This window comes from Piscinibacter sp. PDB5-1 (genome assembly GCF_056676035.1).
This window is the reverse complement of the sequence record NZ_JBWVZL010000002.1, coordinates 517,627-530,273: the sequence shown is the minus strand read 5'-3', so window position 1 is coordinate 530,273 and position 12,647 is coordinate 517,627. Positions and strand designations below refer to the sequence as shown.

Genomic DNA, 12,647 nt, shown 5'->3' with positions numbered 1-12,647 from the left:
CGTGTGCAGCTTGCGTCGTTGGGCGTCGCCCGCGAGGGTAGCGGTCGAAGGCCGCCGTGCCCCCGCGCCAGGTCAAGCGCGGGTCATGGTCATGCGGCGCGAAACGGCATCGCTTCGATGGCCCTGCACAGCGCCGTGAGGTCGGCGGGTTCAGCGAATCGTGCCGACACGGCGCGGCAGCGTGCCAGCAGCTCGTCGCGCAGCACCTGCTGCAAGGCGCGCCGCAGCCGCCGGGGGCTGAGCCGCGCGGCTTGCCCGGCCGACACGCCCACGCCCAGTTGCCTGACGCGCTCGGCGTTGTCGAACTGGTCGTGCGCGAAAGGCACCAACACCTGCGGCACGCCCGCGCGCAAGGCCTCGGCCGTGGTGCCGATGCCGCCGTGGTGCACCAGGGCGGCCACACGCGGCAGCAGCGCGGCAAAGGGCGCGTAGGCCTGCCAGTGCACGTGCTCGGGCAGGTGCGCGGGCAGCGACTCGCGCGTGGCGGTCAGCAGCACGGCACGGCGACCCAGGGCCGTGGCGCTGGCGATGGCGGTGCGAAAGAAGTCGTCCCCGTGCCGGTTGCCCGAGCCGGCGGTGAAGGCGATGGGCGGCTCGCCCGCGCGCAAGAAAGCCTCCAGCCCGGCCTGGGCGTTGGCGGGCACCGGCGTTGCGTCGTGCAGCAGAAAGGGCGTGCCCAGGAAGGGCTGCGGCCAGTCGGGCGGCGTGGGGGCGAAGGCCGGGGGGAAGAGTCCCACGGACAGGTCGGCCACCGCGTACAGGTGTGGCGCCAGGTGCAGCACCGGCGCGAGGCCGTGCCGGGCGCGCGCGGCGTTGACGTCTGCCAGCGCGAGCGGGTCGATGACCCGGCGGTCCACCACGCGCCAGAGCGCGCGCCGCCAGGGCAGGGGCACCCAGCGCGGCAGGCGCATCGGCCCCAGCGTCATCGGGTCGTGGCAGCTGCGCAGGTTGGCCGGTGCGAGGTAGACCGCGACCACGCGCAGATCGGGCCGGGCCGCGCGGGCGAGGTCGGCACTGGCCAGCAGCAGGGGGTGTGCGACCACCACGCAGCGCTCGTCGGCCGGCAGGGCCTGCACGGGCTGATGCAGCTCGTCGATGGCGTCACGGAAGCTGCGCCACACGACGCCGAAGCCACGCATGGGGTGCCAGAGGTCGGGGTCGTTGACCGCGTCTTCATAGGCGCGCGCGCTGCCCATGGCCTGAAAGACGAAACCGGCGCCCCGCGTGGTGGCCGCATGCACCGACGGGCCCAGCACCGTGACGCGGTGGCCGCGGGCTTGCAAGGCCCCCGCCACGCCGAGGAAGGGGTGCAGGTCGCCCAGCGTGCCGGCCGTGGCGACCAGCACGTGCAGCGGTGTGTCGGCTGGCGATGACGGGTCAGCGCCCATGGCTGACGCGCACGACGCGGCCGTCGGCCTGCGCGATTTCGGCCTGTGCCGTGCCACCCAACATGCGAGCGGGCAGGGTGCCCGCGACGTGCCAGATGCCGTCGATCAAGTGCGCGGTGTGCGGCGCCTGGCGGGCGATGCGCTCGGCACCGTGAATGGGCTCCCACACCGCGAGCGCAATGCGCACTGCGGTGGCGGCGTCTGGCACCAGGCCATGTTCGGGTCGCACGCTGTGCGGGGCTTCATCCAGCGGCTCGGGGGTGTTCATCGCGCGCGCTTGACCGGGCGGATTTCCATCACGCCGCCCAGGTGGCTGTGGTGAAAGTGGTTGGACTTGTGGCTGCTCAGCCAGTCGATCTTGGCGCGATCGGCCGGGGGCACGAAGCAGAAGACCTGCTTGTCGCCGTCGGCGTCTTCACCGGCCGCGCACAGGGCCTGGGCGCTGCTGGCTTCGGGCCAAGACATCTTCTTCCAGAAGGCGCGGCGCTCGCTGTCGGCCATGCGCTGAAGCTCGAGCTTGCTGCCGTCGCCGTGCTGCGTGAGGCGGTAGGCCTTGCCTTCGGGCGTCAGTGTCCAGACCACGGTGTCGGCGTTGCGGGTGAAGCCATGGCCGAAGTCGCCGGCCAGCGGGTCGGCATCGGCGGCGTGGCCGGCGAAGGCGGCCGCCGAGATCAGCGCGGCGGTCAGGCGCAGGGCGAGCTTGCGTGTGGGCATGTCAGTCTTTCGTGGGTGGAAGGTCAGCGTGGCCCGGTGGCCTGTGCATGGGCCGGGGGCAGGTGTCGGCAGGTCTCGCCCCAGGCCTCTTCGATGATCGTGCGCACTTGCCCGACCGTCAGCATGCCGCCGGGGTTGCGGGCGCCCGGCGATTCGCCGGTGAGCACGGCGACGATGCGTTCGCGCAGCCAGCGGTCGTCGAAACCGGCCCATTCGCCCGCCACGGTGCGCAGGTTGTCGGCCAGCGCCGGAAAGACCTCGTGCCACAGGATCTGTTGCACCTCTGTCGGGCCGAGGCCCGAGTCGCGTACGGCCTGGGCCAGGTGGGCGTGGTGGTGCGGCTGAAGCTCGGTGTCGAGAAAAAGGTCGGACATCGCGGACCACAGCGGCAGGCGCGCCTCGATCTCGGCGGGCGTGAGCATCGTGGGGCGCTTTCGAGGCATCAACGCCCCCGCGTCACGAGGCCGCGGCTGGCGGCCCAGGCCGACACGTCGTCTTTGCGGATGGCCGCGGCCATCAGCCCCGGGAAGGCATCGGGCGTGCACGCGAACGAGGGCACGCCCAGGGCCGCCAGCTTGGCGGCGAGGGCCTGGTCGTAGGCGGGGGCGCCTTCGTCCGACAGGGCCAGCAAGGTGATGAACTGCACGCCGGCTTCGACCAGCTCGTTCGCGCGGCGCAGCAGGCCGGCTTCGACGCCGCCTTCGTACAGGTCCGAGATGAGCACGAAGATGGTGTTGCGCGGCTCGCGGATGATCGACTGGCAATAGCCCACTGCGCCGTTGATGTCGGTGCCGCCTCCGAGCTGCACGCCGAACAGCAGCTCGACCGGGTCGTCGAGCTGCTCGCTCAGATCGACCACGGCGGTGTCGAACACCACGAGCTTCGTGGCCACCGCCGGCAGCGAGGCCAGCACGGCACCGAAGATGCTGGCGTAGACCACCGAGTGCGCCATCGAGCCGCTCTGGTCGATGCACAGCACCACCTCGCGCTGTGGGCGGCGTGCCTTGCGGCCGTAGCCGATCAGCGTCTCGGGCACGACGGTGCGGTGCTCGGGCTGCCAGTGCCGCAGGTTGGCGCGGATGGTGCGGTGCCAGTCGATCTCGGCCAGCCGGGGCCGGCGGTTGCGCCGGCTGCGGTCGAGCGCGCCGCTCACGGCCGAGCGCAGCGGCTCTTCGAGCTTTTGCATCAGCTCATCGACGACCTTCTGCACCACGCGGCGCGCCGTCTCTTTGGTGCCGGCGGGGATGACCTGCGACAGCGCGAGCAGGCTCGCCACCAGGTGCACGTCGGGCTGCACGTTGGCCAGCATCTCGGGTTCGAGCAGCATGTCGGTGAGGTGCAGGCGTTCGAGCGCGTCGCGCTGCATCACCTGCACCACCGAACTCGGGAAGTACTTGCGGATGTCGCCCAGCCAGCGCGCCACGCTCGGCGCCGAGCCGCCCCGGCCGCCGCGCCGCGTGTGGCGCAGGCCGCCCGGGCCTTCGGGCTCGTAGAGGGCGGTGAGCGCCAGGTCCATCTCGGCCAGGCCGCCGCCGAGCGTGCCGCAGCTCGCTTCGGCCTCGCCGCCGAGCACCAGGCGCCAGCGGCGCAGCCGGGCCGCGTCGTCGAGCGGGGGCGTCGTGTCGGTGCTGTCGTGTTCAGCGGGTGTCTTCATGCGTTCACCCCGAGGATCTGTTTCAGCAAGGGCACGGGCAGTGCCGCGCGGGCGTCGTCCCAGGCGGGTGTGGCGACGGTGGCCGCTGCGGCGGCGCTGCTGCGCCCGCGCGCCGCGCGCTGGCCCAGGTCGCGCCGCTCGCCGGGGCCGAAGGCGGCGAAGCTGCGGCGCACCAGCGGCAGCACGCGCACGAAAGCGTCTTCGCCCAGGCCGGCGAGCCAGGCGTCCACCAGGCCCCACACGGTGGCGTCGTGCAGCAGCACCTGGGCGTTGCCGTTCAGAAAGCCTTCGAGCCAGTCGGCCGCTTTGCCCGGCTCGGCCCCTTGCGACAGGTGCAGCGACATGCGCTGCGAGGCGGCACCAGTGTCGAGCTGGCCGCCGTCGAGCAGCAGCCGGGTGGCCAGGCCCTGCAGCAGCTCGTGCGCGCTGGTGCTGGCGTCGAGCAGGCGCAGTGCGTGCTGCCACGCGTCGGCGATGTCTTCGCGCTCGCGCAGCGCGACGGCGGCATGGGCGGCGAGCAGCTTGTCGCGCAGCGTGTGCGCGGCGCCGTCGTCGATGCTCTGGCAGGCCAGCGGCAGGGCGAGGGCCGCGCGCACGATCAGGCCGTCGAGCACGTGGGCGACGAGGCTGGCGTCGGTCTGCCGCACGTTGCCGTAGCGAAACACGTTGGCCAGCGGCGGCAGCGCGGCCAGCAGTTGCAGTGCATCGCCGCTGAGCGCCGCGCGGCTTTCGAGCGCGTGGGTCACGGCGGGCACGGCGGCGTCGAGGTGCGCGAGCAGCACCTGATCGACCAGCGTGGCCAGCGTGGGCAGGTCGGTCGCGGCGGCGGCGCGTTCGCTCGCGCAGGTCACGGCGGCGGCTTCGATCGTCTGGCCCCAGCGGCTGGCTTCGATCAGCGAGAGCGCGAATTCGGGCTGCCACTGCAGCGTCCACACCTCGTGGAAGGTGCCGCGCGCCGAGCGGCCCAGCCGCGCCAGCGCGCCCCAGGGCACGCCGATCAGTTGCAGGCGGTGCAGCAGGTGGCTGCGCGCCAGGTCGCCGGGCTGGCGCAGGTCGAGGTCGAGCGTGCGCTGCGTGGCCTCGGGCTTGAGGCGCAGGCTCTTCTGCTGCTTCTCCAGGTCGCGCTGCAAGGGCACGGCCGGCACGTCGGGTGGCACCTGGCCGAGGCGCTGGCCGACTTCGAGCTCGTCTTCGATCAGGCGCAGCGCGGCGTCGTCGCCCATCAGCAGCACGGTGCGCACGGCTTCGTTCAGCTCGTCGAGCCCGGGCGCGGGGCGTTGCCGCAGGGCGGCCAGCGTGTCGGCCAGGCGCGTGGCTTCGATCAGGTGGGCCGACGAGCAGTCGAGTTCGCGCTCGCGCAGCAGCGTGGCCACGCGCGCGAACCAGCCCACCGTGCGCGGCTTGCCGGCTGCGCGCCACAGGTGCTCGTACCAGCCCGGCGAACGCACGCCGGCGCCGTAGCCGCTGGCGCGCGTGAGGTGGCGGTAGGTCCACGGCACCCAGGTGCTCTGCACCTTGAGCTTGGGCAGGTCTTTCAGGGTGGCGGTGTCGTCTTTGACGGCGACCTTGGCGACCAGGGCGGGCACGTGCCAGGCCCCGCACACCACGGCGATGCGCTCAAAGCCCTGCTTGCGCGCTTCGCGGATGCAGCGGCGCATGTGGGCCTCGCGCACGGCCTCGTCGGCGTCGGCGCGCGTTTCAGCCGCGAGGTCGTCGCGCAGCGCCTGCATGGCCTCGGCGATGGCGGCGAACAGTTCTTCGCCGTCGCCGCGCTCTTCGACCATCTGGTTCCACCACGCTTCGCCATCGGCGTGGCCGGCGGCCTGTGCGAGCCAGTTCAGCGGGTCGTCGCGGCGCGGGTCGGCGGTGGGGGCCTCGGGCGCGTCCTGGCTGTCGGCGCCTTCATCGGGCGCCGCCGCATCGGCTGCTGCTTCTTGTGCCGCCTGGCGTGCCTGCCGCTGCTGCTGGTCGAGCGCGAGGCTGTGCGCAAGCGGCAGGTCGATGAAGCGTGCCGGCACGCCGTGTTCAACGGCCCACTTCAGCGCCTGCCACTCGGGCGAGAACTCGGCGAAGGGGTGGTAGACCGCCAGCGCCGTGTCGTCGGGGCAGTGGCCGAGCAGGGCCACGGGTGGCGTGAGGCCCTGGCCGATGAATTGGATCAGCTCATCGCTCTCAGGCGGGCCTTCGACCAGCACGCAGTCGGGCCTCAGCGTGTCGAAGGCACGCAAGAGGCTGCGCGCGCAGCCCGGCCCGTGGTGGCGGATGCCGAAGAGGTGCAGGTCGGAAGGCTCGCTGGGCATGGGGCGTGGGCGTCGGGCGGGGCCTGGCGATCAACCGCTGATCTCGCGGCAGGCGCGGTACAGGTCTTTCCAGTCGCTGCGCTCTTTCACCACCGTCTCCAAGTATTCGTTCCAGACCACCGTGTCTTGCACCGGGTCTTTGACCACCGCGCCGATCAGGCCCGAGGCCATGTCGTGCGGGCGCAGCACGCCGTCGCCGAAATGACCCGCCAGCGCCAGGCCGCTGTTGATGACCGAGATGGCCTCGGCGGTGGACAGCGTCGAGCTGGGCGACTTGAGCTGCGTCTTGCCGTCTTCGGTCTTGCCGTTGCGCAGCTCGCGGAAGATCTGGACGATGCGCCGCACCTCTTTCAGCGCGGGTGGCTCGGCCGGCAGCTGCAGCGCACGGCCCATCTCGGCGACGCGCTTGCTGACGATGCTGACCTCTTCGTCTTCGCTCGACGGCACCGGCAGCACCACCGTGTTGAAGCGGCGCTTGAGCGCGGCCGACAGTTCGTTGACGCCCTTGTCGCGGTTGTTGGCGGTGGCGATCACCGAGAAGCCGCGCTGGGCCTGCACCTCGGTGGCGAGTTCGGGAATGGGCAGCGTCTTCTCGGACAGCACCGTGATCAACGAGTCTTGCACGTCGGCCGGAATGCGCGTGAGTTCTTCGACGCGCGCGATCTGGCCCCGGCGCATCGCGTGCATCAGCGGGCTGGGCACCAGCGCCTTTTCAGACGGGCCGTTGGCCAGCAGCTGCGCGTAGTTCCATCCGTAGCGCAGCTGTTCTTCGCTGGTGCCGGCGGTGCCTTGTATCAGCAGCGTCGAGTCGCCGCTGACGGCCGCCGCCAGGTGCTCGGACACCCACGACTTCGCCGTGCCCGGAACGCCGTAGAGCAGCAGCGCGCGGTCGGTGGCGAGCGTGGCGACGGCGATCTCCATCAGCCGCCGGTGGCCGATGTACTTGGCGCTCACCGCGAAGCCGTTGTCGAGCGTGCCGCCCATCAGGTAGGTCACCACGGCCCAGGGCGAGAGCTTCCAGTTGGGCGGGCGCTCGCGGCTGTCGGCCTTGGCCAGTTCGTCGAGTTCGTGCGCGAACTGCTGCTCGGCATGTTGGCGAATGGCGTCGGTGGTCGCCGGGGCGGGCGCGGTGTCCGTGTTCATGCGGGGGTTCTCCGTGGGGCGGGGGGCAGCGCGGCCAGCACGTCGCGCGCGGCGACGATGCGGGCGACGCCATGCATCAGGTTGGCAAGCGAGGGCGCGGTGTCGGCTGCGGTCACCGCCACCGGTGCGAGTGCGCGCACCGTGCCCAGCGAGTCGGCGTGCAGCATGCAGACGAGGTCGGGCACGGTCTGGCGCAGCGTGTACTCGGCCTGCAGCACCCCAGCCATCGTCGGCAGCGTGTGCGCCAGCGCCGCCGACAGCCGCTGCGACAACGCGCTCGACAGGTGCTCGCCGGGCGGACAGGCGCCCAGCAGTTCGTGCGACAGATCGGCCAACGCCACGGCGCCGGGTTTGCCGTCGAGTCGTTGCAGCCAGAAGGTCTCGCGGCGGTCCAGTGGCAGCAGGGCCATCACCGAGGCCGGGTCTTGCAGGTGCTTGGCGGGCCATTGCTTCAGCAGCGCCTCGGCCCAGCCCAGGTCGGGCGCCGCCAGCAGCACCTCGCGCCAGGCGCGCAGCAGCGCCGTGGCCCAGTCGCTGCGCAGCGCCCAGTCGATCAGCTCGGCGGGCGGCATGCCGGTGTGCGCGGTCCACCAGGCCAGCGGTGTCTGGCGCGCCAACTGGTACAGCCACCAGCCCCGGTCGCCCAGCGTCTCGTGCTTGGGCCGCGTCAGGTCGATGTCGTCGGCCTTCCAGTCGGCCTGAGTTTCGGTGGGGGCCTCGATCACCCAGCGCTTGACGAGCAGCACGCGCTCTTGGCGCAGGCAGGGCGCGATGCGTGCGGCTGCTCGCACGCCCTGCGCGGTGTCGGGCAGGCGCAGCAAGAGGGCGAGGGCGGCCTGGCGCACGTCGCGCGCGCGGTCTTGGCGCAGCCGGTCGAGCAGGGGTTCGTCGGCCTTCGACACGCCCACGGACAGCGCTGCGACCAGCTCGGCGCGTTCGCGTGCGGGCAGCTCGGGCAGGCTGGCTTCGAGGCGCGTGCGGGCGGCCACGGGGTCGGTGGCGCGCTCAGCGCGCAGCAGTTCGACGCGCTGCTCGAGGCTGCCTTCGGCCCAGCGCGTGTCGGCATCGGCCACCGCTTCGGCGCCTTGTGCGAAACGCCAGGCCGTGTTGTTCAGCCCGAGCCAGCGGCCGCGTTCGCCGAGCACGTGTTCGAGCGCGGCGCGCACGGCGGTGCTGCGACGGCCGAGCTCGAGCGCCAGCGGCAGCAGCGCGGGCGGCAGCCGCCAGCCGGCGATGGCGATGGCCGTGAGCGCTTCGTGCTGCAGGCGTGCAGGGCCTTCGCGCAGCACCCAGGCGAGCGTCGAGACCACGGCGGGCGCGTCGAGCGCAGGGCGGGATTCGTCGGCCGCAGGCGCGGGCAGTGCGGTGGGGGGGCGAGCGTTGGCCCCGGCGCGGCTGCACACCGCCAGCACGCCGGCCATGCGCAGCAGGTGGGCAGCGGCGTCGTCGCCGGCTTGCGCCTGCAAGGCGTCGAGCAGCGCGCCGACCTCGCCGGCCAGGGCGATGCGTGGCGCAGGCATGCGGTCGGTGCCGACCATCGCGGCGGGGATCAGTGGCTTCAGCGTGTCGGTCACTGGACAACCCTCCTGTCACTGCGTGACATCCTCCCCGAGGGAGGGTTCGCGCGCCCTTCGGGCGGCCGTGCGTGCGCGCTCATGGGCGGTCAGGCCTCGCTGCGCTGCCACAGGCCGTCGCGGCTGCGTGCGGCCAGCGGGCGCAGTTGCTCGCCGTCCCACTCGCCCATCACCGCGAGCGGGTGACCGCCGCTCAGCGCGAGCAGGGCCCAACGGTCGTCTTCGCCCACGCGCAGAGGCAGTTGCTCGCCTTCGCTGGCGAGCCGCACGGCGTCGCCGTCCACCTGTGGCACGGCGTGGGTGGACAGCAACGGGTGCAGCGGCACCCAGGGCGAGGCGGCCACGCGTTCGGCGATGCGCCGCCATTCGTCAGCGCGTGTGCTTGCGGGCCAGGGCGCGGGTTCGGCGGCGCCGGTGATGTCGGCCGGCAAGGCGCGCAGGCCGGCCGCGCCCGGGTAGAACGCGAGCGCGGCGGGGTGGGCGTGGCCGGTCAGCCAGGCGTGGTCGAAGCCCTTGCCGCCGAACGAGTGGTCGAGCAATAGCGCGCGCCGGCCCGTCTGCTCGCCCTGCAGCCAGACGCGGCGTTCGATGAGCCGGCCTTCGCGCTCTTCGCTGGTCTGCCCCAGCACCACCCAGCGGTCGGGCACCGGGGCGCTGGCGGCCAGCACGTCGGCCCGTTCGATGGGCCAGCCGAGCAGGGCGCGCAGGTCGGCCTGGGCCTCGGGTGAGAGCGTGTCGCGGCGCTGCACCGCTTCGCACGCGAGCTGGATCAGCCCGAGCCTCTGCAGCAGGTCGGCCGCGCGTTCGCTGTCGCCCACGCGCTCGCCGGCGTCGCGCAGCCGCTGCGCGAGGCCCGGGGCCTGCGCATCGACCAGCCGCGCGGCGGCGGTGTCCCACTCGCCCTGCGTGCCGGCCAGGTTGCCCAGGCCGCGCCGCAGCTGGTCGCCCAGCCAGCGCTGCAGCTCGCGGGTGGCGGTGTCGATGCGCTTCCAGCGCTGGGCAATGGCGCGTGCGGCGGCTTCGGGGTCGGCCGGCGCGGCGGCGGCCTCGCGCTGCTTCTCTTCTTTCTTCTGGGCGCGTTCGGCGCGCGAGGCGAGCCATTCGCTGACCCAGGCCGGCGGTGGGCCGCCGCTCAAACGGTTCGGGTCTTGGGCGCGGATCAACAACAACGCCAGCCCGTGCTTGCACGGGAACTTGCGGCTCGGGCAGGTGCAGCGGAACGTGGGCCCCGACAGATCGACCTGGGTCTGGTACGGCTTGGCGCCGCTGCCTTGGCATTCACCCCAGACGGCCTGCTCGCTCGCGCCCAGCGTGGGCCACTGCGACGGCGACACGAGCCCGCGCGCCGCCTTGGCGGACGAGGCATCCGGTGCCAGCAAGAGCACGGCGTCGGCGTCCAGGTTGATGCTCCCCGAAGTGGTTGTTGTGATTTCTTCGGCGGCGAGTCTAAGCGAGCGTTTTGACCAATCCGCCGCCTGGTAACCCCTCGCTACACTGCGCCGCACCCCTGCCGCACACCGCTGCCCGATGCCGCCTTTCGAATCCTTCGACGCCTTCTATGCGCTGTACATGCAAGCGCACCTGAACGTCTGGAACCGCCGCGTGCACCTGCTCGGCTGGCTGGGCGGCGCGGCCTTTGCGCTGGCGGCGCTCACCACGGCCTCGGCCTGGCTCGTGCTGCTGGCCCCGGTGCCGGCGCTGGCCGCCATCTGGCTCGGCCACTGGGTGCTCGAGCCGACCAGCGCTGTCGAGTTCAAGCACCCCTGGCTGACCGCGCGCGCCGCGGGCACCCTCCCGGTCTTCATGCTGTTCGTGCCGCTCGGTGTGGGTGCGGCGGCGGTGCTGCACGTGGTCGGCATGGTCTACACGACCTGCATCCGCAGCAACTACGACTTCGTGCCCTGGGCCTCTGACGCGCACTGGGCCAAGAAGCTGATCAACCACCCGACCTACCACCGCCACCACCACACCCTGGGCCGTGTGAACTACGGCTTCACGAACCGGGCGATGGACCTGCTGTTCGGCACGAGCAAGGGATGAGCACCACCATGGCGCCCGGGCCCGTAGAGCGCTGGCTCGGGCCGCGCTTTGCTGACCTGCACCCGCTGCTCCAACGGCTGCATCGAACGGGCGGCGTGCTGCATGGCGAGGTGCAGGTGTGCGTGGCCGATGGCGCGGTGGCGGGGCGCATCGGCCGCGCGCTGGCACGCAAGCTGTCGATACCGGCGCCGGGAACGCACGACTTTCGGGTGCGCATCCACCACGGCCCCGAAGGCCTCCACTGGGACCGCTGCTTCGGCGGCCGCGTCGAGATGAAGTCGCTTTTCGAGCCGGTGGGCGCCTGGCCCGAGGGCCATTTCATCGAGCGCACCGGTGGCGTGCAGCTGCACCTGGGCGTCGAGGTGATCGACGGCGCCTGGCACTGGCGCTTTCTGCGCGCGCGGTTCGGGGCCTGGCCCGTGCCGGGCTGGCTGCTGCCGCGTTCGCAGGCCTTCAAGGCCATCGAAGCGGGGCGCTACCGTTTCGGCGTGGCGTTCACGCTGCCGGGGCTGGGCACCGTGCTGTCGTACAGCGGGTTGCTCGACGTGGCCGGCGCCGATTGACCTGACCCACCACCACCAACCACCGGCACCACGCGCGAGGACACCATGCACTGCCCCCCTGCCCACCCACGCGCTCCGGGGCGCGATGTCCGTGACCTGTTGTGCATCCCCGCCGGGGGCCTGGCATGACCGGCTGGGCCATCGCCGGCGTGTGGCTGGCCTTGAACGCCCTGGCCACGCGGCAGCTGCTGCGTGCCGGTGAGCGCTTCGACCACAAGGGGCTGCACATCGGCATGGTGTGGGTCGTGCCGTTCGTGGGCGCCCTGTCGGCGCTGATGCACGTGGGCCAGCACCGCCGCGCCGAGCGTGTCACCGAACTGCCCATGCCGCCCGACGCGGCGGGCGAGCCGCCCCCGGCCGACCTGGTGTTGCCCACGGGTGAGCCTCTGCCGCTGGCGGACGCCTGGCGGCAGGGCAACGGCTTTCCGTTGCTGCAGTGGGAAGAGGTTGCGCCTCTCGTGGCCGGCTGCGGCGACGAGGCCGCGCAGACGCAGGCCCGCGTGGCCTGCCACCGCTTGTGGCTGCAGCACATGCAGCATGCGCTCGGGCCCCGCTTCTCGCTGCTCGAAACCGAAACCGCCTTCGTGCTGTCGTCGCTGGCGCCCCGCGTGGCGCGCGCCACCGCCGACTACGTGGCGACCACGCGGCGGCGGGTCGCGCACCTGCTGGGCGAGCTGGCGGCGTTTCCGGATGGCCTGAAGAGCGTGCTGCTGGTGCTCGACGACGAGGCTGCGTACTACGACTACGTCTCGGTCTACTACCCGGACAGCGGCGAGTTCGCGTTCAGCGGCGGCATGTTCATCGACGCGGGCTGCCCGCACTTCGTGGTGCGCCGCGCCGACCTCACGCAGATCGAGCCGGTGATCGCGCACGAGCTGACGCACAGCGCGCTGAGCCACCTGAAGCTGCCGCTGTGGCTCGACGAAGGCATGGCCGTCAACACCGAGCAGCGCATCGCGGGCGCGCAGCCCAAGCTGTACACGCCGCAAGAGATCGCCGCCATGCACCGCCGCTTCTGGGGCGAGGCCGAGATCGCGCAGTTCTGGGCGGGCGACTCGTTCCAGCGCAGCGACGAAGGCAACCTGCTGTCGTACGAACTGGCCCGCGAACTGGTGGCGCAGATGGCGCGCGACTGGCCGAGCTTCGCCCGCTTCGTGCGCGCGGCCGAGCGCGACGACGGTGGCGCCGCGTCGGCGCGTGAGCACCTGGGGCTCGACCTCGGCCACCTGGCGCACGCCATGCTCGACCCTTCGCAGGGCCGCACGGCCTGA

General features: G+C 72.4%; 12 protein-coding genes. 3 read left to right on the top strand and 9 right to left on the bottom strand.

Annotated elements, in window-relative coordinates:
* Window positions 1-89 precede the first annotated feature (89 nt).
* From AC1KAT_RS09795 to AC1KAT_RS09755, 9 genes are all read right to left on the bottom strand, one after another.
* Window positions 90-1,388, bottom strand: coding sequence for a glycosyltransferase (locus tag AC1KAT_RS09795; protein ID WP_480325273.1), 1,299 nt, complete (start codon window positions 1,386-1,388; stop codon window positions 90-92).
* On the bottom strand, window positions 1,378-1,656 hold the full coding sequence (locus AC1KAT_RS09790) for an NTF2 fold immunity protein (RefSeq protein ID WP_480325271.1): 279 nt from the start codon (window positions 1,654-1,656) through the stop codon (window positions 1,378-1,380). Before AC1KAT_RS09790 ends, AC1KAT_RS09795 begins: the two co-directional genes overlap by 11 nt.
* Entirely contained in the window at window positions 1,653-2,102 is a 450-nt protein-coding gene (locus AC1KAT_RS09785; RefSeq protein WP_480325269.1) for a hypothetical protein, read from the bottom strand. Before AC1KAT_RS09785 ends, AC1KAT_RS09790 begins: the two co-directional genes overlap by 4 nt.
* 23 nt (window positions 2,103-2,125) lie before the next feature.
* A complete protein-coding gene (locus AC1KAT_RS09780) occupies window positions 2,126-2,524 on the bottom strand; it encodes a DUF7079 family protein (protein WP_480325267.1) in 399 nt (132 codons plus the stop codon).
* A 20-nt stretch (window positions 2,525-2,544) separates the two neighbouring features.
* Complete coding sequence (locus AC1KAT_RS09775; RefSeq protein WP_480325265.1) at window positions 2,545-3,756, bottom strand: VWA domain-containing protein; 1,212 nt, start codon at window positions 3,754-3,756, stop codon at window positions 2,545-2,547.
* Window positions 3,753-6,056: a DUF5682 family protein gene (locus AC1KAT_RS09770; protein ID WP_480325263.1), complete on the bottom strand. Its 2,304-nt coding sequence runs from the start codon at window positions 6,054-6,056 to the stop codon at window positions 3,753-3,755. The genes AC1KAT_RS09775 and AC1KAT_RS09770 overlap by 4 nt, the downstream gene beginning before the upstream one ends.
* Before the next feature lie 30 nt (window positions 6,057-6,086).
* A complete protein-coding gene (locus tag AC1KAT_RS09765) occupies window positions 6,087-7,199 on the bottom strand; it encodes an ATP-binding protein (RefSeq protein ID WP_480325261.1) in 1,113 nt (370 codons plus the stop codon).
* Window positions 7,196-8,773, bottom strand: coding sequence for a DUF5691 domain-containing protein (locus AC1KAT_RS09760; RefSeq protein WP_480325259.1), 1,578 nt, complete (start codon window positions 8,771-8,773; stop codon window positions 7,196-7,198). Before AC1KAT_RS09760 ends, AC1KAT_RS09765 begins: the two co-directional genes overlap by 4 nt.
* Before the next feature lie 89 nt (window positions 8,774-8,862).
* Window positions 8,863-10,158, bottom strand: a complete 1,296-nt coding sequence (locus AC1KAT_RS09755) for an SWIM zinc finger family protein (protein ID WP_480325257.1) — start codon at window positions 10,156-10,158, stop codon at window positions 8,863-8,865.
* 142 nt (window positions 10,159-10,300) lie between these two features.
* On the opposite strand from AC1KAT_RS09755, the gene AC1KAT_RS09750 reads away from it, so the two are divergent.
* The 3 genes from AC1KAT_RS09750 (at window position 10,301) to AC1KAT_RS09740 (ending at window position 12,647) form a co-directional block, all read left to right on the top strand.
* On the top strand, window positions 10,301-10,813 hold the full coding sequence (locus AC1KAT_RS09750) for an Mpo1-like protein (RefSeq protein WP_480325255.1): 513 nt from the start codon (window positions 10,301-10,303) through the stop codon (window positions 10,811-10,813).
* Complete coding sequence (locus tag AC1KAT_RS09745) at window positions 10,810-11,376, top strand: DUF4166 domain-containing protein (RefSeq protein WP_480325252.1); 567 nt, start codon at window positions 10,810-10,812, stop codon at window positions 11,374-11,376. The genes AC1KAT_RS09750 and AC1KAT_RS09745 overlap by 4 nt, the downstream gene beginning before the upstream one ends.
* Window positions 11,377-11,501: 125 nt before the next feature.
* Window positions 11,502-12,647, top strand: coding sequence for a hypothetical protein (locus AC1KAT_RS09740; protein WP_480325250.1), 1,146 nt, complete (start codon window positions 11,502-11,504; stop codon window positions 12,645-12,647).

Coding starts and splice junctions, on each gene's coding strand:
- AC1KAT_RS09775 (WP_480325265.1), bottom strand. CDS start 3,756: ATGAAGACACCCGCTGAACACGACAGCACCGACACGACGCCCCCGCTC.
- AC1KAT_RS09790 (WP_480325271.1), bottom strand. CDS start 1,656: ATGAACACCCCCGAGCCGCTGGATGAAGCCCCGCACAGCGTGCGACCC.
- AC1KAT_RS09785 (WP_480325269.1), bottom strand. CDS start 2,102: ATGCCCACACGCAAGCTCGCCCTGCGCCTGACCGCCGCGCTGATCTCG.
- AC1KAT_RS09770 (WP_480325263.1), bottom strand. CDS start 6,056: ATGCCCAGCGAGCCTTCCGACCTGCACCTCTTCGGCATCCGCCACCAC.
- AC1KAT_RS09780 (WP_480325267.1), bottom strand. CDS start 2,524: ATGCTCACGCCCGCCGAGATCGAGGCGCGCCTGCCGCTGTGGTCCGCG.
- AC1KAT_RS09740 (WP_480325250.1), top strand. CDS start 11,502: ATGACCGGCTGGGCCATCGCCGGCGTGTGGCTGGCCTTGAACGCCCTG.
- AC1KAT_RS09745 (WP_480325252.1), top strand. CDS start 10,810: ATGAGCACCACCATGGCGCCCGGGCCCGTAGAGCGCTGGCTCGGGCCG.
- AC1KAT_RS09765 (WP_480325261.1), bottom strand. CDS start 7,199: ATGAACACGGACACCGCGCCCGCCCCGGCGACCACCGACGCCATTCGC.
- AC1KAT_RS09750 (WP_480325255.1), top strand. CDS start 10,301: ATGCCGCCTTTCGAATCCTTCGACGCCTTCTATGCGCTGTACATGCAA.
- AC1KAT_RS09795 (WP_480325273.1), bottom strand. CDS start 1,388: ATGGGCGCTGACCCGTCATCGCCAGCCGACACACCGCTGCACGTGCTG.